This window comes from Nocardia sp. NPDC005978, from assembly GCF_040614455.1.
Classification (GTDB): domain Bacteria; phylum Actinomycetota; class Actinomycetes; order Mycobacteriales; family Mycobacteriaceae; genus Nocardia.
Map to the genome: position 1 here is coordinate 9,901 of NZ_JBEXUS010000033.1, position 24,673 is coordinate 34,573.

A 24,673-nucleotide genomic window follows, 5' to 3' on the forward strand; every position below is an offset into this window, starting at 1 on the left:
GGTCCGGTGCCGATACCGGGGCCGACGCCAGGCGGCGGACCCGCCCCGGTTACGGCTCGGGGACACCGGCTTCCGGGCTCGACGGCGGTCCCGGCCTCGGCGGAAGGATCGGTACCGGCGACGTTTCGGCGACCGATGACGGTCCGGATACGGCGGTGTCCGCCCGTACAGGCACAGGGTCTGGTGGCGACACCGGGGCCGATGCGCGGCTGCGGACCCGCTCCGGTTATGGCTCGGGGGCGCCGGTTTCCGGCTTCGACGGCGGTCCCGGTCCCGGCGGAGGACCCGGTGCCGGCCACGGTTCGGGGACCGTTGACGGTCCGGATACGGCGGTGTCCGCCCGTTCGGGCACAGGGCCTGGTGGGGCGGGGTCCGGTGCCGATACCGGGGCCGACGCCAGGCGGCGGACCCGCCCCGGTTACGGCTCGGGGACACCGGCTTCCGGGCTCGACGGCGGTCCCGGCTCCGGCAGCAGTTCCGGTGCCCGCCGCAGCGCGGGGACCGATCGCGGTCCGGGTGCGGCGGCGTCCGCCCGTCCGGACGCGGGGTCCGGCGCCAACACCAGGGCCGACGCGCGGCGTAACCGGGCGCTGGTGCTGGCGGCCGCGCAGCGGGCGTTCGCCACCGACGGGGTGGAGGTGTCGCTGGCCGAGATCGCGCGGCGGGCCGGGGTGGGTGCGGGGACCGTGCATCGGCATTTTCCGGCGAAGGCCGAACTGCTCGAAGCCGTACTGCAGCAGCGGATCGACCGGCTCACCGCGCTGGCCATCGGTTCTCGGGACGCGGCGGATCCCGGGAGCGCGTTCTTCGCGTTCTGCACCGAAGTGGTGGTCTCGACCCCGGGTAACCAGGCGCTGTGCGACGTCACCGCCAAGGACGGCTGGCCGAGCCCGCTGCTGCGGCAGGCGGGGGAGCGGTTCCACGCCGCGCTGAGCACCCTGCTGGCCAACGCGCACGCGCGCCGGGCCGTCCGTCCCGACCTCACCCTCGAGGACGTGCTGGCCCTGTTCACCGGATGCGTTGCCATCCAGCACCTCTCGCCCGGTCGGCGCACCCTGGCGCGGGGCGCGGCCCTGGTGCTCGAGACCATGCGGCCGCGTCCCGGAGCCGACGTCACGAAACCCGAAACTCGCGTCCGGCCACGTAACGAAACAGGGGCTCGTAACGAAACTCGGCACTGCCCGATCTGCGTCGCACCCCTGCCCGCGGGCGGTGCGGGGCGTCCCGCGCGGTACTGCTCACCGGCGTGCAGGCAGAAAGCGCACCGCCGCCGGCGTTCGCTCGAAAACTGCTGACGCACCGGACATCCGCTTTCCCGTCACGTGAAAGTGACTGATGTGCATACCAATTCGTGACCAGCGGAGGCGACCGAAATGCCCCGGTCCGGCAGTAGGCTTCGCTGCGTGGTTTGGGTGTCGGCGATCGCTTTCGGCGTCGCGTGGTGGCTCGGTTGGTATCTCTTGGCTCGCGATTCGCGGAAGCCGGTGTTACGCCGGGCCGGAATCGGATTGCTCGCGTACGCGGCGGCGGTGGTCGCCGATCGGCTGGTGGGCGGGGAACCCTGGTTCGACGGATTACACGTGGTGCTGGTGAGCCTGCCCGCGGTGGCCTGGAGCGGCGTCTTCATCACGCTCCTGCCCGAGCGCTGGACCGCGCGCGCGGACCGGCTCTGGCGGCTGGTCTTCCTGCCGATCTGCGGCTTCGCGGCGATGCCGGGCGCGGCCGGGTTGATGCCCGCGGCCTACCTGCTGGGCACCCTGGCCATCATGGCGTTGCTGGGCACCATGCTGGCGGTGCTCGGCCGCCAATGCGACTGGGCCGAGGACTCGCGCCGTTCGGTCGCGAGCCTGTTCACCGCCGGCGCGCTCATGTTCGGGCTCACCGCGTCGTTCATCCTGCTCGGCTTCAATGTGCTGCCGCACAGCGGCATGCTCGCCGCGCTGGCGGTGGACCTGGTGCTGCTCGGCGTGGGCGTGGCGGTGCTCGACGCCTTCGAGGAGGACGAGGAGCTGTACGCGGATATGGCGCACTCCCTGCTGATCTCGGCCGCGACCGCCGTGGTCTTCGGCGGTCAGGCCGCCGTCGTGCTCCTGCTGCTGGGGGAGCGGACCGCGCTGGTGGTGCTGTTCTTCGGCACGATCGCGGTCGCTGTGCTCATGCGGGTGCTCGAAGCCCCGGTGCACGCCGGCATCGACCGCCTCGCCTTCGCGTCCAGACCGCGCCTGCGCGCGATCCGCACCGAACTGCGCACCACCGCGAAGTCCCTGCCCCGCAAGAGTTCCGGCACCGAGCCCTGCGCGGTGCACTGACGCCGGGCGTCACCGCGCCGAATACCCCGGCGGCCGAAGGCCGTCCAGCACCACCGTCAGCACCCGCCGCACCGCATCCGCGTAGGACTCGGCGTCGCGCACGTAGATCTGCAGGGTCATCAGCACCGCGATGTCCCCGGGCCCGGCATCGGCGCGCAGCTCACCGTCGCGGTGCGCCCGCTCGGTCAACTCGGTGATGTGCCCGACGATCGAGTCGCGCACCCCGGTCAGTCGCGGATCGTGCTGGATCGCCCGATGCGCGGCCGGTTCGATGGCCGAAGACAGTGCGCCGAGCCGCATCTCGGCGCACTCGCGCAGGAAACGGCCCAGTCCGAGCCAGGCGGTCGCCTCCTCGCGCCCGGCGGTCGCGACCATATCGGCCAGCCGCCGCAGATGCGCGTCGGCGACCGCGGTGACCAGTGCGTCGCGATCGGGGAAGCGGCGGTAGAGCGTGCCCACCCCGACCGCGGCCCGATCGGCGATCTCCTTCATGGGCACCTCGGTGCCGCGCTCGCGGAACACCGCCAGCGCCGCGCTCAGGATTTGATCCCGGTTGCCCTGCGCGTCGGCGCGCAAGTGCTCGGTCATGGCACTCGATTCGTAAGTGGACGAAATTCTTCCGGTTACCGTACCATCGTCTAAGTGGACGAAATTCGTCCACTTATCGAACGGGGTTGATACTCATGGGCACTTCGGTTCTGATCTCGGGCGCCGGCATCGGCGGGTCGGCCCTGGCGTACCTACTCGGGCGTGCGGGTTTCCGGGTGACGGTGGTCGAGCGCGCCGCTGGAACGCGCTCGAGCGGGAACCCGGTCGATGTGCGCGGGCCGGCCGTCGCGGTCGTCGAGGAGATGGGCCTGCTGCCGGCGCTGCGTGCGGCGGCGACGGGCGCCGACCGACTCGTCTTCGTCGATGCCGCCGGGCGCGCCCGAACCTCGATCCGCACCGGCGGCCGGGACGGTGCGCTCGAGGTGCCGCGCGCCCGGCTGGCGGGCATCCTGCTCGGCGCGGCCCGCGAGCACGCCGAGGTGCGCCGGCAGGATTCGATCACCGCTCTGACGCAGGACGACTCGGGCGTGACGGTCACCTTCGAGCGCGGCGCGCCCGCGACCTACGACTACGTGGTCGGCGCGGACGGCCTGCATTCGACCGTGCGCGGCCTGGTCTTCGGGCCGGAACGGGATCTGGTGCGGCACATGGGAATGTACGTCGCGACCGTGCCCGCCGGCCGGTCCTACGGTGCGGGCGGCGATGTCCTGATGTACAACTCACCCGGCCGCGCCGTCTCGGTCCACCCCGGCGGGGGAAGTCCGCTGGCCGCCTTCATGTTCCGGAGCCCGGTCATTTCCGGCCTCGGCCACCACGACCTCGATCGGCACCGCGACCTGATTCGTTCCGCGTTCGGCGGGAACGCCGGAATCTTCGGCGAGGTGCTCGACCGGGTGCGCACCGCCGACGACCTGTACTTCGACTCGGTGAGCCGAGTGCGCCTGCCGCACTGGTCGATCGGGCGTGTGGCCCTGCTCGGCGACGCGGCCTCGAGCGTCTCGCTCTTCGGCGACGGTTCCAGTCTCGCCATCGCCGCCGCCCGCACGCTGGCGGACGAACTCACCGGCGCGCCCGGGGATCCCGGGGGCGCGCTGGGCCGCTACGAACGACGGCACCGGTTACTGACCGGACCCGTCCACCGCAGGGCGCGGCTCGGCGCGGCCTTCCTGGTGCCCGGGACGCGGGCGGGAATCACGGTGCGCGACACAGCGCTCCGGGCCTTCTCCCCGCGATGATCGGCGTCGCCCCCGCCGCTGTCCGGTGTGTTCGCGCTGGTGGGTGCCCGCGGTTCAGAGCAGATCGCTGACGTCGTTGGGCACGTCCACGGCGTACTTGCGCAGCGTCTCCATGGGCACCACCTCGAGGGCGTTCTCATGGGTGGCCGCCAGCACGACCGGCGCTGCCACGCCGTCCTCGTGCGCGTGCAGCCAGCGCACCGCCACCACACACCAGCGATCACCCGGTTGCAGGCCCGGGAAATTGTTCTCCGGGCGCGGCGTCACGAGGTCGTTGCCGATCGACTTCTGGTGATCCAGGAATTCAGCGGTCACCACGGTGCAGACGGTGTGGCTGCCGAGATCTTCGGGCCCGGTGCTGCAGCAGCCGTCCCGGTAAAAGCCGGTGAGAGGATCGGTGCCACACTCCTCCAGCGGTCCCCCAAGCACATTTCGATCGGTCACGTCGCCGATCCTATTGTCTCGGTGTCGCATTCGCCGCCCCTTCCGAAGTGTGGTGCGTTGTCAAGCAGACCGGTCGGTCGTAGGTTTGCCATAAGGCGTGTCTGTCGGCGTGTCGATAGCGCCCGGGTACCGATGTGTGCTAGATGACACACCCCGTGAACTCGTCGGTAGGTGCGTGAATCGGGCAACACCCAACCCTCTGAGAGGATGGCGGCGTGACTGCACAAGCCTGGATCCTCATCGCCGCTATCGCCGCGGTCCTGCTGGTGGCGTTCGTCTCGGGATTCGTCCTCGCCAAACGACGGCGCATCTCGCTGACCCCGGCCGAAGAGGCGAAACCGGAGCTGACCGACAAGTCGGGCGGCTATACGGCCTCGTCCGGATTCAGTTTCAGTCAAGGCGGCGGGACGGCGACCCTGCCGAAGCCCGCCCCCGAGCCGCTGCCGCGGTCGACCCCGGAACCGGAGCGGGTCGAGCGCACCGACACCGAGGGCCAGCCGCAGATCGGCGACGACGCGGCCGTGCCGCGCGACTCCGGCCGCCGCGGGATCCAGGACATTCGCCTGCCCGAACCGGTTCAGGGGCCCGAACGCGCACCCGAGGACGCGGCGACCGCCGAATCCGCACCGGTGGCCGAGGACACCGCACCGGCGACCGCCGAGACTGCGCCCCCGGTCGAGGAGACCGTGCCCGCCGTGCAGCCGGACACGGCCGTCACGCCCGCGGACGTCCCCGCGCCGGCCGCCGCCCCGGAAGCCCCCGCGACGCCTTCGGCCCCGGCCACCGAGGCCGAAGCACAGTCCGCCCCCGCACAGCCCGAGGTCGCCGCCGCCGAACCCGCGGTCCTCGACAAGGTCGCACCCCCCGCCGAAGCCGTGGCTCCCACCGCACCGGCTCCCACCGCCCCGGCGGTTCCCGAGCCGGAAATCCTCGTCCCCGAGATCGAGCCCACCGCGGGCCGCCTGACCCGCCTGCGCGGGCGCCTGTCCCGCTCGCAGAACGCCGTCGGCAAATCCCTGCTCGGCCTGCTCGGCGGCGGCGACCTGGACGAGGATTCCTGGGAGGAGATCGAGGACACCCTGGTCATGGCCGACCTGGGCACCGCGGTCACCGCAACCATCGTGCAGCGCCTGCGCGAGGAGATGGCCCGCAGCACGGTCCGCACCGCCGACGACGCCCGCGCGGTGCTGCGCCAGGTGCTGATCGAGGCCCTGCGCCCCGAGCTGGACCGTTCCATTCGCGCCCTACCGCACGACGATCACCCGTCGGTGCTGCTGGTGGTCGGCGTCAACGGCACCGGAAAGACCACCACCACCGGCAAACTCGCGCGGGTGCTGGTGGCCGACGGCCGCCGCGTGCTGCTCGGCGCGGCCGACACCTTCCGCGCCGCCGCGGCCGATCAGCTGCAGACCTGGGGTGAGCGCGTCGGCGCGGAGACCGTGCGTGGCAAGGAGGCCGCCGATCCGGCCGCCGTTGCCTTCGACGCGGTGAGCGCCGGCATCGACCGCGGCGTGGACGTGGTCCTGGTCGACACCGCGGGCCGCCTGCACACCAAGACCGGTCTCATGGACGAGCTGGGCAAGGTCAAGCGCGTGGTGGAGAAGAAGGCCGCCGTGGACGAGGTGCTGCTGGTGCTCGACGCCACGGTGGGCCAGAACGGGCTCATGCAGGCGCGGGTCTTCGCCGAGGTCGTCGACATCACCGGTGTTGCCCTGACGAAGCTGGACGGTACGGCCAAGGGCGGCATCGTCTTCCAGGTGCAACATGAACTCGGCGTCCCGGTCAAACTGGTCGGTTTGGGCGAGGGTGCGGACGATCTCGCACCCTTCGAACCCGGGGCTTTCGTCGACGCGCTGCTGGGCTGACCGGCCCGGACCCACGCGCATCAGGGGAAACACCGACATCCTCACAGCACCCGCGTAACAGCGGTGCGACGTTGGAAACCTGACCGCAACAGTGCAATCTCATCCGTTCACCTAGGCGAAACGCCGCAGGATCACGGAGGAAACACCAACTGAGGAACCTCATTGCAGGCTCGATTTGCCGGATTCGGCAGAGCCCGAGATGAGGAGGAACTAGAGGTGGCGTTTCCGTTAACCGGTGCACCTGACGCCGGAGACACCGCATGGATGCTGGCCAGCGCCGCACTCGTGCTGCTGATGACCCCGGGTCTGGCATTCTTCTACGGCGGCATGGTCCGTGCGAAGAACGTGCTGAACATGATCATGATGAGCATCAGCGCCATGGGCGTGATCGCCGTCCTATGGGTGCTGTACGGCTTCTCGATGGCCTTCGGCGAAGACAAGGGCAATCTCCTCGGAGATCCGACCCAGTACTTCGGCCTGAAGGGCCTGATCGGCGGCACCTACCTGGCCAGCACCGGTGAGGACGGTGTGACCACGGCGGCCTCGATCCCGCTGGCCGGCACCATCCCGCTCACGGTCTTCGTGGCCTTCCAGGCCATGTTCGCGATCATCACCGTCGCCCTCATCTCGGGTGCGGTCGCCGACCGCCTGAAGTTCGGCGCCTGGCTGCTCTTCGCCGCGGTCTGGGCCACCGTCGTCTACTTCCCGGTCGCGCACTGGGTCTTCGCCTTCGACGGCGTCACCGCCGAGCACGGCGGCTGGATCGCCACCAAGCTCAAGGCCATCGACTTCGCCGGCGGCACCGCGGTCCACATCAACGCCGGTATCGCCGCGCTGGTCCTGGTCCTGGTGCTGGGCAAGCGCAAGGGCTGGCCGCAGACCCCCATGCGCCCGCACAACCTGCCGTTCGTGATGCTCGGCGCGGGTCTGCTGTGGTTCGGCTGGTACGGCTTCAACGCCGGTTCGGCAGTGGGCTCCAACGGCATCGCCGGCGCCACCTTCGTCACCACCACCGTGGCCACCGCCGCCGCCATGCTCGCCTGGCTCCTGGTGGAGAAGATTCGCGACGGCAAGCCCACCTCGCTGGGCGCCGCCTCGGGCATCGTGGCCGGTCTGGTCGCCATCACCCCGTCCTGCTCCTCGGTGAACGTGCTCGGCGCGCTCGCCATCGGCGTCATCGCCGGTGTGCTCTGCGCCCTGGCCGTGGGCCTGAAGTACAAGTTCGGTTTCGACGACTCGCTCGACGTGGTCGGCGTTCACCTCGTCGGCGGCATCGTCGGCACGCTGCTGGTCGGTCTGTTCGCCGCGCCCGAGGCGCCCGCGGCTGTCGCCGGTCTTTTCTACGGCGGCGGCTTCGATCAGCTGATCAAGCAGGCCGTGGGAGCCGGTGCGGTGCTTGCCTACTCGGGCATCGCCACCCTGATCATCGCCCTCGCCATCAAGTTCACGATCGGGCTGCGGGCCGATGAAGAATCCGAGTTCGTCGGCATGGACGAGTCGGAGCACGCGGAATCGGCATACGATTTCGCTGCTGTGGGTGGCACGGCACGTTCCACCGCCGTCAAGGAGGCATGACGCATGAAACTGGTAACCGCAATCGTCAAACCGTTCACGCTCGAGGATGTGAAGTCCGGTCTGGAGCAGGCGGGCGTGCTCGGCATGACCGTCAGCGAAGTCCAGGGCTACGGCCGCCAGAAGGGCCACACCGAGGTTTACCGCGGTGCGGAGTACTCGGTGGATTTCGTCCCGAAGGTTCGGGTCGAGGTCGTCGTGGACGACGCGTCGGTCGAGAAGGTCGTCGAGGTCATCGTCGAGGCCGCCCGCACCGGCAAGATCGGTGACGGCAAGGTCTGGGTCACCCCCGTCGAGGGTGTCATCCGGGTCCGCACCGGCGAGCGTGGGTCCGACGCTCTCTGAGCGAACACAGATCTAGCTCGATGAGCACTGCAGATCATTGAGCGGCGGCCCCGCTCCCGCCCGGCTCACACCGGCCGGGACGGGGCCGCCTCCGTGCTTTCGCCGGGCGCCAGGTTCCGGACCGCGCACGACGCGCCCGGGACGCCGAACTGAACGAGGTGGGTAGTTGTGGGTTTCGAGCAGGCACGTGACGAGCAGGCTTCCGACGCGAAGTCCAACGGGGCATCGGATCTGGTCCGGGCCCGCACCCAATTGCTCGCCGAGCATTCGGCCCACGGGCGCAGTTCCCGGCTCGACCCCGAGGCCCTGCGCCAGGCACTGGTCGATCTCTTCGAATTGTGGCTGACCACAAAGGCTTCCGAGGTGGGCATCACCGCGGACAGCGGGCTGGCCATCGTGGCCGTGGGCGGCCTGGGCCGCCGCGAGATGCTGCCCTATTCGGATCTGGATCTGGTGCTGCTCTACGACGGCGTCGATCCCAAGCGCGTGGCCGAGGTGGCCGACCAGCTCTGGTATCCGCTGTGGGACGCCCACATCAAACTCGATCACAGCGTGCGCACCGTCCCGCAGGCGCTGCGGGTGGCCGCCGACGATCTGACCGCGGCCCTGGGCATGCTCGAGGCCCGGCACATCGTGGGTGACGAGGGGCTGAGCAATCTGCTGATCAGCGGCGTCCGCCGCGATTGGCGCACCGGAATCCGTTCGCGCTTCGACGCTTTGATCGCCCAGGCCGAAACCCGCTGGCGGCGCAGCGGCGAGATCGCGCACCGCGCCGAACCCGACCTCAAGAACGGGCGCGGCGGCCTGCGCGACATCCAGCTGCTGGACGCGCTTGCCATCGCGCAGTTGACCGACGCCATGCCGGGACTCGGTCCCGATGTGCCCGGCGGCGGCCTGCTGCAGGCGCATCGCCGCCTGCTCGACGTGCGCACCGAACTGCACCGGGTCGCGGGCCGCGCCCGGGATCAGCTGCGCGCCCAGGACGCCGACGAGATCGGCGCGGCGCTGCGCATCGGCGACCGCTTCGATCTCGCCCGCACGCTCAGTGACGCGGCGCGCACGGTCAGCTACTCCGCCGACGTCGGGCTGCGCACCGCCGCCAACGCCCTGCCCCGGCGCGGATTGGCCCGGCTGCGCCGCATGCCGGTGCGCCGCCCGCTGGACGAGGGCGTGGTCGAGCATTCGGGCGAGGTGGTGCTCGCGCGCGACGCGCGCCCGCAGCGCGATCCCGGCCTGATCCTGCGGGTGGCCGCGGCCTCGGCGCAGACCGGGCTGCCGATGTCCGCGACCACACTGAACCGGCTGTCCGAGGACGCGCCCGAACTGCGCGAACCGTGGCCCAAGGAAGCGCTCAACGATCTGCTGGTGCTGCTGGGCGCGGGCCGCGGGGCCATCGAGTCCATCGAGGCGCTGGATCGAACGGGACTGTGGGGCAGGCTCTTTCCGGAATGGGGCGTGGTGCGCGATCTGCCGCCGCGCGACGCCATGCACACCTGGACCGTGGATCGTCATCTGATGGAGGCGGTGTCGCAGGCCGGGGCGCTGGCCACCCGGGTGGCGCGCCCGGACCTGCTGCTCATCGGCGCGCTGCTGCACGATATCGGCAAGGGGCGCACCGAGGATCACAGTGTGGTCGGCGCGGAACTGGCGACCTCGATCGGCCGCCGGCTGGGCCTGTGGCCCTCGGATGTGCGCACGCTCTCGGCCATGGTGCGTCACCATCTGCTGTTGCCGGACACCGCGACCCGACGCGATCTGGCCGATCCGGACACCGTGAAGATGGTGGTCGAGGCGCTGGACGGCGATTCGCAACTGCTCGAACTCCTGCACGCGCTGGCCGAAGCCGATTCCCTGGCCACCGGTCCCGGGGTCTGGAACGACTGGAAGGCCTCGCTCATCGGGGATCTGGTGCGCCGGTGCCGGCTCGCCATGGCGGGGGAGGACCTGCCCAAACCCGAGCCGATCCCGGACGAGCTGCGCGAGCGCGCCGAAAAGGGCGGCGTGCACGTGGAATTGAAGCCGGGGCAGGGGCGGTACACCCATATCGTCACCGTGGTGGCCCCGGATCATCCCGGGCTGCTCTCCGATGCCGCCGGGGTGCTGGCGTTGCATTCGCTGCGGGTGCTCTCGGCGAGTTTGGACAGTATCGGCGAATCGGCGATCGATACCTTCGCGGTCGCGCCGCGATTCGGCGATCCGCCGGAGCCGGGTCTGCTGCGCCAGGAATTGATCCGGGCGATCAACGGCGATTTGGATTTGGCCGCGGTGCTCGCGCGCAAGGAACGCGAGGCGGGCGGTACCCAGCCCAGTCCTTACGCGCAGGCGAAACCGCGCGTGCTCTGGTTCGAGACCGCCGAACCGGGGCGGGTGTTGCTGGAATTGCGCGCCGAGGACCGGATCGGTCTGCTGAGCCGGCTGGCCGCCGCGCTCGCGGAATCGGGCGCGAATGTGTGCTGGGCCAAGGTCAGCACCATGGGCGCGGCGGTCGTCGACTCGTTCTGCCTGGATCTGGGCGCGGCCGACACGCCGGAACGCAGAGCCGAGATCGAGGCCGCTGTACTGGCGGTGGTGCCTCCGCAACAACCGAAGAAATCGCCCGAATCGGACACTGAAAACGATTCAACCTCGGTTTTCTGAACGGTTGCCAGGAAGCTGTATTAACTGGCAAACCGGGTGTTTGCCAGTTAATCCGATTGTTGCACGCAATTAGCTGAAATGCGGATAGCGTGATCCCCGGCACACCCTAATATCGCCTCATCCCGAGCTGTGACAAGCCATTGAGGGGAGCAGTTGGTGGCAATCGAAGTTGTTTCCGCGTCGACTATGACGAGTGATATGACCACACACATTGCCCGCTGTGTCGGAGGTGATCGCTGGGTCGTGTCGTGGCTGCCCGGGCGCACCCTGACGGGTCCGCAGGCGGTGACGGCCATGACGATCGCCGCGACTGTCACCGATCCACAGGAACCCAGCAGGGCGCAATGGGCCATGCTCGACGGCCTGGCGCTCCAGCTGGGATTGACCGCGCGTGAGGCCGTCGGCATGGTCGCCGTCGAGCGTCACGACCTCCATCGTCCGCTCACTCTGCCACGACCCCGCTCCCTGGAATAACGGCCCGCCGCGTTCCCCACTACCCTGGTATCTCGAGTGACGTCCCTCGAGATCAGGAGCATCGGTGTTCGAATCCCTTTCCGACCGGTTGGCCGGTGCCCTCAAGGATCTGCGTGGAAAGGGGCGCCTGTCCCCGGCCGATATCGATGCGACCGCGCGGGAGATCCGGCTCGCGCTGCTCGAGGCAGACGTCGCGCTGCCCGTGGTGCGCGGCTTCATCGCCAAGATCAAGGAACGCGCCAAGGGCGCGGAGGTCTCCGCGGCGCTGAATCCGGCGCAGCAGGTCGTCAAGATCGTCAACGAGGAACTCGTCGGCATCCTGGGCGGCGAGACCCGCCGGCTGCAGTACGCCAAGAACCCGCCGACGGTCATCATGCTGGCCGGTCTGCAGGGCGCGGGTAAGACCACGCTCGCGGGCAAGCTCGCCAAATGGCTCAAGGGGCAGGGGCATCAGCCGCTGCTGGTCGCCTGCGACCTTCAGCGACCCGGCGCGGTCACCCAGCTCCAGGTGGTCGGCGAGCGGGCCGGGGTGCCGGTGTTCGCGCCGAACCCGGGCACCTCCATCGGCGGCGGCGAGAACCCGCTGGGCGTCTCGGCCGCGGATCCGGTGCTGGTCGCGCGCCAGGGCATCGAAGAGGCCCGGAGCAAGCAGTACGACATCGTGATCGTCGACACCGCGGGCCGCCTCGGCATCGACGCCGAGCTGATGTCCCAGGCCGCCGGCATCCGCGACGCGGTGAATCCGGACGAGATCCTGTTCGTGCTCGACTCCATGATCGGCCAGGACGCGGTCACCACCGCCCAGGCGTTCCAGGACGGCGTCGGCTTCACCGGCGTCGTGCTCACCAAGCTGGACGGCGACGCCCGCGGTGGCGCGGCGCTGTCGGTGCGCGAGATCACCGGCAAGCCCATCCTTTTCGCCTCCACCGGTGAGAAGCTCGAGGACTTCGACGTCTTCCACCCCGACCGCATGGCCAGCCGCATCCTCGGCATGGGCGATCTGCTCTCGCTCATCGAGCAGGCCGAACAGGTCTACGACGCCAAACAGGCCGAAGAGGCCGCGCGCAAGATCGGCTCCGGCGAGCTGACCCTGGAGGACTTCCTCGAGCAGATGCTGGCCATCCGCAAGATGGGGCCCATCGGCAACCTGCTCGGCATGCTGCCGGGCGCGGGTCAGATGAAAGACGTACTGGCGCAGGTCGATGACAAGCAGCTGGACCGCGTGCAGGCCATCATCCGCGGCATGACCCGGGCCGAGCGCGACAACCCGAAGATCATCAACGCCTCCCGCCGGCTGCGCATCGCCAACGGTTCGGGCGTCACCGTCTCCGAGGTCAACCAGCTGGTCGACCGCTTCTTCGAAGCCAAGAAGATGATGGGCGCGATGAGCCGCCAGTTCGGCCTGCCGGGCGCGCGCGGCGGCAACAACAAGAAGGGCAAGGGCAAGAAGGGCAAGAAGGGCGGGCGCGGCCCGACGCCGCCGAAGCTGCGCGGCGGCTTCCCGGGGATGCCGGGCCTCCCGGGGATGCCCGGCGGGATGCCGGATCTGGGCAACCTGCCCGCCGGTTTGAACGAGTTGCCCCCGGGCCTGGACGGTTTCGACCTCTCGAAGCTGAACTTCCCGAAGAAGTAGTAGTCGCGTCGCTGAATCGTGGCCCGGCCCCGTCGAAATCGACGGGGCCGGAGCTGTTTTCAGATGTGCGCTGCGCTAGTTCGCGGTCGGCTCCGCGCGGCGTCTGCGGCGGGCGCGGGCGATCTGTTCGGGGTCCACGTCGGACTGGGACCAGGCCTCGGCGAAGGCCAGGCTGGGGGCGCGGCCGGCGGCTATGTGGGCGAAGGCGCTGGCAGCCGCGCCTGACTCGTCGCGCGCGGCGATGCGGTCGAACAGGGCCTGGTGTTCCGAGCACTGTTCGGCGGCATCGCGATCGGCGGTGAGGCGGAAGAGCCATTCGGTGCGGGCGGCCAGGGGGCGCATCTGCGAACTGAGCAGGGGATTGCCCGCCAGTTCGATGATTTCGGCGTGGAACGCGGCGTTGGCCGGTGCGATGCGCTGCGGGTCGCCGGCGTGCGTGGCCGAGATCGCTTCGGCGAGAACGGCTTCGAGTGGCCGGAGGCGATCGGGGGTGGCGTTGGCGGCGGCCAGGCGGGCCGCCAGCGATTCGAGCACCTCGCGGACGTCGAACAGATGATTCACGTCGGCGGGGGTGAAAGGCGCTACCAGCGCGCCCTTTCCGGGTACCAGTAGCACCAGGCCCTCCGAGGCCAGCATGCGCAGCGCCTCGCGCAGAGGGATGCGGGAGACCTCGAGCTCGGTGGCCAGGTCGCGCTCGACCAGGCGCTGGCCGGGGCGTAGTTCCACGCCGACGATGCGCGCCTTGATGGACTCGTAGGCGCGGTGGCGCAGCGAACCTGGTTCCGTCACGACTCTCCACAGTATCGGGGTCCGGGATGGGTTTTCCGGACCGAAACATGAGCGGAACGTTCGCGCCACACCCGAGACCGACAGTTAACGGTATACCACTAACTGGAGGTTCGATCGTGGACACGGCCCTGGAGCTGACCGGCGTCGGCAAGAGTTTCGGTGCCGTGCGGGCACTGTCGGATATCGATCTCACGATCGCGCTCGGCGAGGTGCACTGCGTGCTCGGCGAGAACGGCGCGGGGAAATCGACCCTGTGCAATCTCGTGTACGGCGGCGCGGCCCCCGATACGGGTGAGATGCGACTGTTCGGTGAGCGGTACCGGCCCCGGCGTCCCGCCGACGCGCTCGGTCACGGCATCGCCATGGTGCATCAGCACTTCAGCCTGATCCCGACGCTCACGGTGGGGGAGAACCTGCTGCTGGGATCCGGTGCGGGCCTGCGCCTCCCGCGCCGCGAGCTCGCCGCGCGCCTGGCCCGCATCGAGGACGAGTTCGGCCTGCGGGCGCCCTTGGCGACACGGGCCGAGGAGCTCTCGGTCGGCGCGCGCCAGCAGGTCGAGATCGTGAAATGCCTGCTGCGCGAACCACGCCTGGTGCTGCTCGACGAACCGACCGCGGTCCTGGGTCCCGCCGAGATCGATGCCCTGCTGGCGACCTGCCGCCGCATCGCGGACTCCGGCCGCGCGGTGGTCCTGGTCACCCACAAACTCGGCGAGATCGAACAGGCCGGGGACGCGGCGACGGTGCTGCGCGGCGGCCGGGTCGCGGGTTCCGGTCCGCTGCACTCGTTCACCCGCGCGGAGCTGGTCGAGCTGATGGTCGGCCGCGCGCTCGGCGACCTGGACCAGGCGCTGCTGGGCGGCGGGACGCTGCCCGCGGCGGTAGTGCCGGGGGTCGATGCGCCCGCCGCGTTGGGACAGGGCGCTACCGCTGCGACCGGCCCGGGATCGCGCGGGGCCGTGGACCTCTCGCGGTTCGATGATGTGGGTCTGGAGTCCGGTGGTGCGGCTACTTCGGAGTCTGGCGGTAGGGGCGGTGCGGAATTCGGTGGCACGGCCATCTCGGAGTCTGGCGGTGGGGACGGTCCAGAGTCCGGCGTTGCGGCCATCTCGGAGTTCGGTGGTAGGGGCGATCCGGAGTCCGATCGTGCGGCTACCTCGGAGCGCCGTGGCGTGACCGTTCGGGATGTCGGCGTTGCCGTCGCGCTGGACTCCGACGGTGCCTCGGCGGGTGAGATATCCATCCGAACAAGGGATTTCGCCGCGCTCGCGCCGGTCCTGCGCACCTCCGGGTTGCGTCTCGCCCGTCCCGACGGCGGCTCGGCCCTGGACGGGGTCGACCTGGAACTGCGGCCGGGTGAGATCACCGGGATCGCGGGGGTGGAGGGCAACGGGCAGAGTGAGCTGGTCGCGGTCCTGAGCGGTGCGCGCCGTCCCGATGTCGGGCAATTCCACCTGGCCGCAACCGATCTCACACACGCCACGCCCGCGGCTCGCACCGCGCACGGCCTGGGCGTGATTCCGGAGGACCGCCACCACGAAGGTTGCGTGCCCGCCATGACGGTCGCCGAGAACCTCACCCTCGGCCGCCTCGCCGAGTTCCGCCGCTACGGCCTGCTCGACCGCAAAGCGATAGACGCGACCGCCGCCGAGGTGATCGAGCGCCACCGCATCAAGGCCCCCGGGCCCCGCGCACCCATGCGCACCCTGTCCGGCGGCAACCAGCAGAAGGTGGTGGTGGCACGCGAATTGGCCCTCCCCGGCCTGCGCTGCCTCATCGCGGCCCAGCCGACCCGCGGCCTCGACCTAGGCGCGGTGGACGCGGTCCTGACCCAACTCCGCGCAGCCGCGGCAGCGGGCACCGCGGTCCTACTGATCTCCCACGAGCTCCCCGAGCTCCTCACCCTCTGCGACCGGATCCTGGTCGCCTACCGCGGCCGCCTCCTCGGCCCGGTAACCCCCTCCGATCCCCAAGCCCGAGAAAAGATCGCCAACCTCATGCTCGGAACAGTCGCATGACCGGCAATGCCGGCCGCCGTCCCCCCGCCGCGTCCGCACCCTCAACCTCTGCCGAATCCACAATCTCTGCTGCTGCGTCTGCAAACCCGGCCGCGCCCGCAACCTCGTCGGTAACCTCCGCCCGACCCGGGCCACCCTCCGCGCCCGAGGATCTCGCTGCGTCCACTGATCACGGTTCGTCACCGGCTACGGGTGGCGCGGCGCGGGGTTCGAGCCCCGGCACTGACCTCTCCCCGTCGGCCGGTGTGCCGGCGGCGGCTTCGGCGTCCGGACCCGCGGGGCTTTCACCGCTTGCGGGCGACGCGGCCGGGGCGCGGACCGTCGGCGTGGAACGTGCGCGGGCCGTCTTGGAACGGCTTTCCCCGCAGCGGTTCACGCGTGATCTCGTCGTCTACGGCGGGGCGGTGGGAGCCGCGCTGATCGTCGGGCTCGGGTTGGTGCTGGGTGGGGGCGCGTCGCCGGCGAAGGCCGCGGACGCGTTGTGGGAGGGCATGTTCGGGACGCCGTACGCGTTCGGGAGCGCGCTGAACATGGCGGCCGTGCTCGCGTTGATCGGGACCGGGTTCACGGTCGCGCATCGGGCGGGGCTGGTCAACGTGGGCGGGGAGGGGCAGCTCGCGCTCGGCGGGATCGCGGCCGCGGCCGTCGGGTTGTGGCTGCCCGCCGGAGCGCCCGCGGCGGTGGGGGTTCCGCTGGTGCTGGGCGCCGGGTTCGTGGCGGGGGCGGCGTGGGCGGGCATCGCGGCGGGGCTGCGGGTGTGGCGGGGGACCAGCGAGGTGATCACCACCCTGCTGCTGAATTTCGTCGGACTCGGACTGGTGACGCTCGTGGTGCACGAGGCGGGGCTGCTGCGGCAGCCGATCACCTCGTCGGAGACGCTGCCGCAGTCCGCGCCGCTGCCCGAGGGCGCGCGGCTGCCGCTGCTCGGTATCGAGGGCTCACCCGCGACCGTCGTGGTCGCGGTGGCGGCGGTCGCGGCCGTGCTCACCGCGATCGTGCTGCGGCGCACCGCCACCGGCGCGCGCCTCACCGCGGTCGGGCTGTCCGAGGCCGCCTCGGCCCGGCTCGGCCTGGGCGTGCACCGGCTGCGTTTCGGCGCGCTCGCGGTGGCGGGCGGGCTGGCCGGGGTGGCGGGCGCGGGGCTGGTCGCCACCGTGCCCTACGTGCTCGCCGAGCACTTCACCTCCGGCTACGGCTTCGCGGGTCTGGTGGTGGGCCTGCTGGCCCGCGGCTCGCTGACCGCCGTCGCCGGAATCTCGCTGGCGTTCGGCCTGCTCGCGTCCGGCGGCATCAATCTGCAACTGGCGGCGTCGGTTCCGGCTTCCTCGATTCAGGTGGTGCAGAGCGTGCTGATCATCTTCGTCGCCGGTGCGGTGCTGCTGCGAAAGGAGAACGGGCGATGAGCGCGATCGGTGAACTGCTCGACGGCGGTGTGCGACTGGCGATTCCGCTGGCGGTCGCCTCGGCGGGCGAACTCGTCAGCGAGCGCGCGGGCGTGCTCAACCTCAGCGTCGACGGCATGATGCTGACCGCCGCCTTCGCGGGCGCGGTCGGCGCGCACACGACCGGCAGCGCGGTCGCCGGTGTGCTGTGCGCGCTGGTGGCCGCCCTGCTGGTGGCGTTGATCCAGGCGGTGCTGAGCGTGACGCTGCGCGCCGATCAGATCGTCACCGGCATCGCGGCCAACGCCCTCGCCCTCGGCGCGACCACCTACGGCGCGCGCCTGTATTTCACCGAGGGCCGGGCGGTTCCGGGCTTCGACCGGCTCGCCATCCCGGTGCTCAGCGATATTCCGGTGGTCGGCCGCGCCCTGTTCGCCCAGACCGCGCTCGGCTACCTGGCCGTCGCGCTGGCCGTCCTGCTGGCCGTGGTGTTCTCCCATCGCACGGGCTGGGGCCTGGCGATCAGCGCGATCGGCGAGGACGCGCTCACCGCCGACCGATCCGGCCTGCCGGTCAAGGCGTTTCGCTACGCCGCCGTGCTGATCACCGGTGCGGCCTCCGGTCTGGCGGGTGCGCACCTGGCGCTGGCCGACGTGCACGCCTTCACCGACAACATCACCGCGGGCGCGGGCTATCTGGCCGTGGTCGCGGTGATCGCCGGCAAGTGGCGGCCGTGGCCGACCCTGCTCGCCTGTCTGCTCTTCGGCATCGCCCAGGCGCTGCAATTCGCGGCGCCCGCGCTCGGCATCCACGTGCCGACCGCGGTCCTGGTCATGTCGCCGTATCTGCTCGCGGTGCTGGCGGTGAGCGGGCTGGTCGGCGCGAGCCGCGCGCCCGCCGGGCTCACCCAGCCCTTCCTCCGAGAGGCCAAAGCCTGATGACCCTGATTCTGACGCGCTCCGACGTACTGGCGATGATCACGCTGCCGGAGGTCTTCGCCGCGGTGCGCGGTGCGCACGCGGAGCTGGCCCGGGGCGCGGCGGTGCTGCCCGCGCCGCCCGCCATGCGCCTGCCCGGCTCGGACGCGGCGTTCCTGGTCATGGCCGCGGCGTCCCGCGGCGCCGGGATGGCGGCGGTGAAGCTGCTGGCCGATGTGCCCGCCAACCGGGATCGCGGTCTGCCGGTGCAGCGTTCGGCGATTCTGACGGTGAACACCGAGGACGGCGCGTGCGCGGCGCTGATCGACGGCGGCGCTGTCACCAGGTTCCGCACCGCCGCCGCGTCCGCGGTGGCGACCGCGGCGCTCGCGCGCCCCGAGAGCCGGGTGCTGGGGCTGATCGGCGCGGGGGCGCTGGCTCGCACCCATGTCGAGGCGCTCACCGCGGTGCTGCCGTTCGAGCGAATCGTGGTGTGGAGCCGCACCGATGCCACCGCGCGGGCGTTCGCCGCCGCCACCGGAGCCGAAACCGCGGGCACCCCGGCGGATGTGGTGGCGGCGGCCGATGTGCTGTGCACCCTGACCCCCTCGAAGGACCCGGTGGTGCTGGGCGAGTGGTTCCGTCCCGGCCTGCACGTGAATGCCGTTGGCGCGCCGCCTCGTCCGGATCATCGCGAGATCGACAGCGAGGGCATGCGCCGCGCCCGCGTGGTGGTGGACAGCCGTCTGTCCGCGCTGCACGAGTCCGGCGATGTGCTGATCCCGTTGCGCGCGGGCGTCTTCGGGGCCGAACACGTGGCGGACGAGCTGGGCGAGGTGCTCATCGGCGCCAAACCCGGCCGCACCGATCCCGCGCAGATCACCCTGTTCAACTCCCTCGGCGTCGGCCTGCAGGACCTGGCCACCGCGCGCCTGCTGGTCGACCTCGCCCGGCGTCGCGGCATCGGCACCGACATCGACCTGGCCGCATGACGCATCGGCCCGAACGCTTCCGCCCCAACCCCCTCGAAGGAAGAACCATGAAGAAGATCGCAGTCGCCCTGCTGACCCTGGCCGTGGGCGCGTCCGTCGCCGCCTGCGGCGGTAGCTCCGAGGACACCGGATCCACGGTGCGGGTCGGGGTGATGTTCCCCGGATCCATCTCCGACGACGGCTTCATGCAGTCGGGCTACGAGGGCTATCAGCGCCTGGAAAGCACACTGGGCGACAAGGTTTCGCTCACCAAGGTCGAGCAGGTCGCGACCGCCGACTATCAGCAGGTGCTGACCCGGCTGGCCTCGACCACCGACCTGGTCGTCTCCTTCGGCGGCCAGACCGATTCGGTGCTGCGCCAGGTCGCGCCGTCGTTCCCGAAGGTCAAGTTCGTCGAGATCGGCGGCCCCGCCGACGCGGCCCCGCTGACCAACCTCGCCTACTACGACCCGGTACAGGCCGACGGCGGCTTCCTGGCCGGCGCGTTCGCGGCGCTGACCACCAGGTCCGGCAAGGTGGCGTTCCTGGGCGGCATGGAACTGCCCGCGATCGTCAAGACCGCCCGGGCCTTCGAGCAGGGCGCGAAGCTGGCCAAACCCGATGTGACGGTGCTGCCCCCGCAGTACATCGGCGATTTCAACGATGTCGCCAAGGCGAAGCAGGCCACCCAGGCCGGAATCGGCGCGGGCGCCGACGTTTTCGGTCAGCAGCTGAACCTCGGCCACCAGGGCCTGGCCCAGGCGGCCAAGGAGTCCGGCGCGACCCTGGTCGGCGGACCGCTGGTGAAGCCGTGCGGGTCCGAGCCCGCCTACGCCGCCTACGCGAAGCAGGACACCGGCGCCGAGCTCGAATACGCGGTGAACGCGGTCCTGAACGGCACGTTCGCCGCGGAACAGGTCCGCTTCGGCATCGCCTCGGGCACAGGCGCTTCCGATCTGGTGGTCTGCGCCGCCGATCCGTCGGTCGTGACCGCCATGGACAAGATCGAGAAGGATCTCGCGGACGGGGCCGTCGTCATCAAGTGAGGCGCGGGGCAACCCGCTTCGGCCCGGCGCGTCCGCGGTGCACACCCGGGCGCGCTGTCCGCGTGCAGGTGGCCTCTACGATGTGGACAGGCCGAGACCAGGAGGTCGGACATGCGTCTGCATTTTCGCGGGGCGGTATTGCCCACCGGGGAATTCGTCGATCTGTGGGTGCATGACGGGGTGATCTCGTTCGAGCCCGTCGCCGACGCCGAGACCATTCACGCCTCGGGCTGGATCGTGCCGGGGCTGGTCGACGCGCACTGCCACGTGGGGATCAAATACGGTGGCGGGCACGAGGATTCGGCCGGAGCCATCGCGCAGGCGGAGGTCGAGCGCGACGCCGGGGTGCTGCTGCTGCGCGATGCCGGATCGCCGATCGACACGCGGTTCGCCGACGACCGCCCGGATCTGCCGCGGATCGTGCGGGCGGGGCGGCACATCGCGCGGCCCAAGCGGTACATCCGCGAACTGGGCATCGACCTGGACGATGAACGAGACCTGCCGGCGATCGTGGCCGAGCAGGCCCGGCGCGGTGACGGGTGGGTGAAGATCGTCGGCGACTGGATCGACCGGGCGGTGGGCGATCTGTGCCCGCTCTGGTCCGACGCGGTGCTGAAGGAGGCCATCGACGCCGCGCATCGCGAAGGCGCGCGCGTGACGGCCCACGTGTTCGGCGAGGACGCCCTGCCGGGCCTGCTGAACGCGGGCATCGACTGCATCGAGCACGGCACCGGCCTGACCGACGACACCATCGACTTCATGGCCCGCCACCGCGTCGCCCTGGTGCCGACGCTGATCAATATCGACACCTTCCCCGAAATCGCCGCCGGCGCAGGCAGATTCCCGGTCTACGCCGCCCACATGCGCGACCTGCACGCCCGCTCCCGCGACACCATCGGCAAGGCGCACGAGGCGGGTGTCCCGATCTACACCGGCACCGACGCCGGCGGCTCGATCACCCACGGCCGGATCGCCGACGAGATCATCGCCCTGACCGGCGCCGGCTTCACCCCCCACGACGCCCTCGGCGCCTCCTCCTGGAACGCCCGCACCTGGCTGAACCACCCGTCGATCGAACCCGGCGCCCCCGCCGACTTCGTCGTCTACCAGGAAGACCCCCGCGAGAACCTGGCAGCCCTCGCCACCCCGTCCTGGGTGGTCCTGCGCGGCCACGTCTACGACCGCCGCGACCCGGTCACCGCCTACCGCTGAACGACGCGTTCGGCGCACAGCGGGCCACGCGCAGTGCCAGTGCTGAAGCCGGTGCGGCGCGTGGAGTGCCGCGGCGTTCGCACGGCCGTCCGAATGAGACTTCGCCGCAGTCGAACAGTTGGTGAGCCAGGCCGAACGTCGATGTTTCTTCTCCGAATGGCGAAGTCTGGCAAGATTGAGCGCGAGTTGGTTCGCGCACGAGGTCATTGCGACACATCGGACGGAAGTGACGATGACAGCGGAGGTTTCCACAATCCACCCCCTGGGCCCGAAGACGCTGGAAGACTGGCTAGCCGAAGAGCAGCCGTCCGATGGATCTCGTCTCGAGCTCATCCTGGGGTACCTCTATATGACACCTGCGCCCGGTGGTCCGCACCAGTATGCGGCCGGCGAGCTTTTTGTAGCACTGCGCAATGCGGTTCGAGCGGCAGGTCGCGACGACCTGAACGTGCTTCCGGCCGTGGCAGTCAAGATCAGTACTCCGTTCCGAACCGGCGTTGTTCCGGACATCGCTGTCGTGTCCGCCGGTATCGAGCACACCAGCTTCGAGGCTGAGCAGTTGGTTCTGGCTGTCGAGATCTGGTCGCCGGGCAACACTCGTGAGGAGCGGGATACCAAGGTCGCCGCGTACGCCGCCGCCAAGGTTCCATATCTATGGATTGTCGAACTGCCGCGGCTGGGTAAGCCCGCCAAGTTCTACGGGTACACGCTCGGTGCGGTGACGTACCGCCAGGAGGTCTATGCCGCGGCTGGTGAAGCCGTGCTCGCCCCGGGGCCGGTTCCGGTCACAGTGGATACGTCCGAGCTGAGCTGAGAGCAGCCCACCGAACCGCACTCGTATCCCGGCCGGCGGGCAATCTGGTGATTCCGGTCGCCCCGGGAGTGTGAATGGGTCATGCTTCACACGTTCTGGAGTTCGACCTGATGAGGAGACCTGCTGTGGGTTCCGTGGAGACCGTGATCGCCGGTCTGATCGCTAGCATTGCCGCGAAGATGTTTCTCGGGAGCGTCGATTCGCTCAGCTCGTCGATCAGCGCCCGATAGCGCCCTATACGACAGCGGCCCGCCCGGCGTCCTCGGACCCGGCGGGCCGAGTCGTTTCCGGGGGTCGTCCGGGCCGTCTCCGGCGAGGGCGATTTCTCCGGTCCCGGACCGATCTGGCAGAATGGCCGATCGTCCTCATCGAGGACAAGTGCAGCCCGTCTCCGGATACGTTCCGCGCGGCGGTCACACACTCAACGCAAAACCGGGCCCACCCCGCGTGGGTTGCTGAATTGCGCCGTGACCAACCGGGCTGCCCTTCGGGGCGGCCACCATCGAAAGGCACAGCTAATGGCTGTCAAGATCAAGCTGACCCGTCTGGGCAAGATCCGCAACCCCCAGTACCGCATCGTCGTCGCCGATGCGCGCACCCGTCGTGACGGCCGCGCCATCGAGTCCATCGGCATCTACCAGCCGAAGGAAGAGCCCTCGCTGATCGAGGTCAACTCCGAGCGCGCGCAGTACTGGCTGGGCGTCGGCGCGCAGCCGACCGAGGCCGTGCAGCGTCTGCTGGAGATCACCGGCGACTGGCAGAAGTTCAAGGGCCTGCCGGGCGCCGAGGGCACCCTCAAGACCAAGGCCGCCAAGCCGTCCAAGCTGGACCTGTTCAACGCCGCGCTGGCCGCCGCCGACAGCGAGCCCACCGCCGAGGCCGTCACCCCGAAGAAGAAGGCCGCCAAGAAGGAAGAGGCCGCCGAGGCCGCTTCCGAGGCCGCCGAGACCCCGGCCGCCGAGTAATGACGGCCGTCGTCGCCGATGCCGTCGAACATCTCGTTCGCGGCATCGTCGCCAATCCGGATGACGTCAGCGTCGAGCTGATCACCAGTCGTCGTGGCCGGACCGTCGAGGTGCACGTGCATCCCGACGACCTGGGCAAGGTGATCGGTCGCGGTGGCCGTACGGCGACCGCGCTGCGCACGCTCGTCGCCGGCATCGGCGGTAAGGGCATTCGCGTCGACGTGGTCGACACGGATCAATAGATGGAACTCGTCGTCGGGCGGGTCGCCAAGTCGCACGGTGTGCGCGGCGAACTCGTCGTAGAGGTCCGCACCGACGAGCCCGATCTGCGTTTCGCGCCCGGCGCCACCCTCGTGGGCCGGCTGCCGCGCGCGAAGCAGACGCAGCAGTACGTAGTGGAGTCGGCCCGGGAGCACTCGGGCCGGCTTCTCGTGCGTCTGGAAGGGCTCGTCCAGCGTGAAGCCGCGGATGCGTTGCGCGGCATGCTCTTCGTGATCGACTCCGCCGATCTGCCGCCCTCGCAGGATCCGGACGAGTACTACGACCACGAACTCGAAGGTCTCACCGTGCAATTGGGTGACGGCACCGTCGTGGGCACGGTCAAGGAAGTACTGCATTCGGCCGCGGGCGAACTGCTTTCGATCACGGCCGCCGAGGCCTTCCCCCCGGTGGGCCGAGAGATCCTGGTGCCCTTCGTGAATGCGATCGTGCCGACCGTTTCGATCGCGGACTCGCTGATCGTCATCGATCCGCCGCAGGGTCTGCTGGACCCGGAGTAACCGATGCGCATCGACGTCGTCACCATCTTCCCCGAATACCTCGAACCCATGCGAACGGCCTTGCTGGGCAAGGCGATCGACAAGGGCATCCTCGAGGTCGGGGTGCACGATCTGCGCGACTGGACGCACGACGTGCACAAGGCCGTGGACGACACCCCGTACGGCGGGGGACCGGGCATGGTCATGAAGCCCACCATCTGGGGCGACGCCCTCGATCAGGTGTGCCCCGATGACGCCCTGCTGGTGGTCCCGACCCCGGCGGGGGTCCCCTTCACCCAGGCCACGGCCGAACGCTGGTCGGCCGAGCGGCACATCGTATTCGCTTGCGGCCGTTACGAAGGCATCGATCAGCGGGTCTTCGACGATGCCGCGAAGCGGGTGCGCGTCGAAGAGGTCAGCATCGGCGACTACGTGCTCATCGGCGGCGAGGCGGCGGTGCTGGTCATGACCGAGGCGTTCGTCCGGCTCATTCCCGGAGTGCTCGGCAATCAGCAGTCGCACCAACAGGATTCGTTCTCCGACGGTCTGCTGGAGGGCCCGAGCTACACGCGGCCGGTGTCCTGGCGCGATCTGGATGTCCCGGACATCCTGCTCTCGGGCAATCACGCGAAGATAGCCGCCTGGCGGCACGAGCAGTCGCTCGAGCGCACTCGCGCGCGGCGCCCGGATCTGCTGCCGCCCACCGGAGAATAGCCAAAAGTTCGCTCCGCAAACCGA

Annotated in this window: 23 protein-coding genes; 20 read left to right on the plus strand and 3 right to left on the minus strand. The window is 70.2% G+C overall.

Annotation, left to right across the window (positions count from 1 at the left end; all coding sequences use genetic code 11):
• Positions 1-332 precede the first annotated feature (332 nt).
• A complete protein-coding gene (locus ABZ319_RS17185; protein ID WP_354987385.1) occupies positions 333-1,295 on the plus strand; it encodes a helix-turn-helix domain-containing protein in 963 nt (320 codons plus the stop codon).
• Positions 1,296-1,403: 108 nt separating this feature from the next.
• Entirely contained in the window at positions 1,404-2,309 is a 906-nt protein-coding gene (locus ABZ319_RS17190) for a hypothetical protein (protein WP_354987386.1), read from the plus strand.
• Positions 2,310-2,318: 9 nt separating this feature from the next.
• Here the strand turns inward: ABZ319_RS17190 and ABZ319_RS17195 are convergent, their stop codons facing one another.
• On the minus strand, positions 2,319-2,897 hold the full coding sequence (locus ABZ319_RS17195; protein ID WP_354987387.1) for a helix-turn-helix domain-containing protein: 579 nt from the start codon (positions 2,895-2,897) through the stop codon (positions 2,319-2,321).
• A gap of 95 nt (positions 2,898-2,992) precedes the next feature.
• Here ABZ319_RS17195 and ABZ319_RS17200 point away from each other — a divergent pair, with 95 nt between their 5' ends.
• Positions 2,993-4,093, plus strand: a complete 1,101-nt coding sequence (locus ABZ319_RS17200) for an FAD-dependent monooxygenase (protein ID WP_354987388.1) — start codon at positions 2,993-2,995, stop codon at positions 4,091-4,093.
• A 54-nt stretch (positions 4,094-4,147) separates the two neighbouring features.
• Here the strand turns inward: ABZ319_RS17200 and ABZ319_RS17205 are convergent, their stop codons facing one another.
• The gene (locus tag ABZ319_RS17205) at positions 4,148-4,537 is read right to left on the minus strand and encodes a DUF2237 domain-containing protein (protein WP_354987389.1); all 390 of its coding nucleotides are present in this window, start codon (positions 4,535-4,537) and stop codon (positions 4,148-4,150) included.
• Between the two features lie 215 nt (positions 4,538-4,752).
• On the opposite strand from ABZ319_RS17205, the gene ftsY reads away from it, so the two are divergent.
• The 6 genes from ftsY (at position 4,753) to ffh (ending at position 13,063) form a co-directional block, all read left to right on the plus strand.
• Positions 4,753-6,402 carry a signal recognition particle-docking protein FtsY gene (ftsY, locus tag ABZ319_RS17210; RefSeq protein WP_354987390.1) on the plus strand — a complete coding sequence of 550 codons (1,650 nt, stop codon included), beginning with the start codon at positions 4,753-4,755 and terminating at the stop codon, positions 6,400-6,402.
• Positions 6,403-6,666: 264 nt separating this feature from the next.
• The gene (locus ABZ319_RS17215; RefSeq protein ID WP_354987444.1) at positions 6,667-7,977 is read left to right on the plus strand and encodes an ammonium transporter; all 1,311 of its coding nucleotides are present in this window, start codon (positions 6,667-6,669) and stop codon (positions 7,975-7,977) included.
• Between the two features lie 3 nt (positions 7,978-7,980).
• Positions 7,981-8,319, plus strand: a complete 339-nt coding sequence (locus ABZ319_RS17220; protein WP_067827260.1) for a P-II family nitrogen regulator — start codon at positions 7,981-7,983, stop codon at positions 8,317-8,319.
• A 168-nt stretch (positions 8,320-8,487) separates the two neighbouring features.
• Positions 8,488-10,956: a [protein-PII] uridylyltransferase gene (locus ABZ319_RS17225; RefSeq protein ID WP_354987391.1), complete on the plus strand. Its 2,469-nt coding sequence runs from the start codon at positions 8,488-8,490 to the stop codon at positions 10,954-10,956.
• A gap of 198 nt (positions 10,957-11,154) precedes the next feature.
• On the plus strand, positions 11,155-11,430 hold the full coding sequence (locus ABZ319_RS17230) for a hypothetical protein (protein WP_354987392.1): 276 nt from the start codon (positions 11,155-11,157) through the stop codon (positions 11,428-11,430).
• 64 nt (positions 11,431-11,494) lie between these two features.
• Positions 11,495-13,063, plus strand: a complete 1,569-nt coding sequence (gene ffh, locus ABZ319_RS17235) for a signal recognition particle protein (RefSeq protein ID WP_354987393.1) — start codon at positions 11,495-11,497, stop codon at positions 13,061-13,063.
• 75 nt (positions 13,064-13,138) lie between these two features.
• Here ffh and ABZ319_RS17240 read toward each other — a convergent pair whose 3' ends face one another.
• The gene (locus ABZ319_RS17240; protein WP_354987394.1) at positions 13,139-13,852 is read right to left on the minus strand and encodes a GntR family transcriptional regulator; all 714 of its coding nucleotides are present in this window, start codon (positions 13,850-13,852) and stop codon (positions 13,139-13,141) included.
• 116 nt (positions 13,853-13,968) lie between these two features.
• On the opposite strand from ABZ319_RS17240, the gene ABZ319_RS17245 reads away from it, so the two are divergent.
• From ABZ319_RS17245 to trmD, 11 genes are all read left to right on the plus strand, one after another.
• Entirely contained in the window at positions 13,969-15,870 is a 1,902-nt protein-coding gene (locus ABZ319_RS17245; protein ID WP_354987395.1) for an ATP-binding cassette domain-containing protein, read from the plus strand.
• A 347-nt stretch (positions 15,871-16,217) separates the two neighbouring features.
• Positions 16,218-17,273, plus strand: coding sequence for an ABC transporter permease (locus ABZ319_RS17250; RefSeq protein WP_354987396.1), 1,056 nt, complete (start codon positions 16,218-16,220; stop codon positions 17,271-17,273).
• Positions 17,270-18,190, plus strand: coding sequence for an ABC transporter permease (locus tag ABZ319_RS17255; RefSeq protein ID WP_354987397.1), 921 nt, complete (start codon positions 17,270-17,272; stop codon positions 18,188-18,190). Before ABZ319_RS17250 ends, ABZ319_RS17255 begins: the two co-directional genes overlap by 4 nt.
• Positions 18,190-19,161: an ornithine cyclodeaminase family protein gene (locus ABZ319_RS17260; RefSeq protein WP_354987398.1), complete on the plus strand. Its 972-nt coding sequence runs from the start codon at positions 18,190-18,192 to the stop codon at positions 19,159-19,161. Before ABZ319_RS17255 ends, ABZ319_RS17260 begins: the two co-directional genes overlap by 1 nt.
• A 47-nt stretch (positions 19,162-19,208) precedes the next feature.
• Positions 19,209-20,186, plus strand: a complete 978-nt coding sequence (locus ABZ319_RS17265) for a BMP family protein (RefSeq protein WP_354987399.1) — start codon at positions 19,209-19,211, stop codon at positions 20,184-20,186.
• A gap of 111 nt (positions 20,187-20,297) precedes the next feature.
• Complete coding sequence (locus ABZ319_RS17270; RefSeq protein ID WP_354987400.1) at positions 20,298-21,398, plus strand: amidohydrolase family protein; 1,101 nt, start codon at positions 20,298-20,300, stop codon at positions 21,396-21,398.
• A 232-nt stretch (positions 21,399-21,630) separates the two neighbouring features.
• Positions 21,631-22,212: a Uma2 family endonuclease gene (locus ABZ319_RS17275; RefSeq protein WP_354987401.1), complete on the plus strand. Its 582-nt coding sequence runs from the start codon at positions 21,631-21,633 to the stop codon at positions 22,210-22,212.
• 518 nt (positions 22,213-22,730) lie between these two features.
• Positions 22,731-23,177, plus strand: coding sequence for a 30S ribosomal protein S16 (gene rpsP / locus ABZ319_RS17280; protein WP_354987402.1), 447 nt, complete (start codon positions 22,731-22,733; stop codon positions 23,175-23,177).
• On the plus strand, positions 23,177-23,419 hold the full coding sequence (locus ABZ319_RS17285) for an RNA-binding protein (RefSeq protein ID WP_354987403.1): 243 nt from the start codon (positions 23,177-23,179) through the stop codon (positions 23,417-23,419). Before rpsP ends, ABZ319_RS17285 begins: the two co-directional genes overlap by 1 nt.
• Positions 23,420-23,956, plus strand: coding sequence for a ribosome maturation factor RimM (gene rimM / locus ABZ319_RS17290; RefSeq protein ID WP_354987404.1), 537 nt, complete (start codon positions 23,420-23,422; stop codon positions 23,954-23,956).
• Positions 23,957-23,959: 3 nt separating this feature from the next.
• Positions 23,960-24,649 carry a tRNA (guanosine(37)-N1)-methyltransferase TrmD gene (gene trmD / locus ABZ319_RS17295; protein WP_354987405.1) on the plus strand — a complete coding sequence of 230 codons (690 nt, stop codon included), beginning with the start codon at positions 23,960-23,962 and terminating at the stop codon, positions 24,647-24,649.
• The last annotated feature ends 24 nt before the right edge of the window (positions 24,650-24,673 follow it).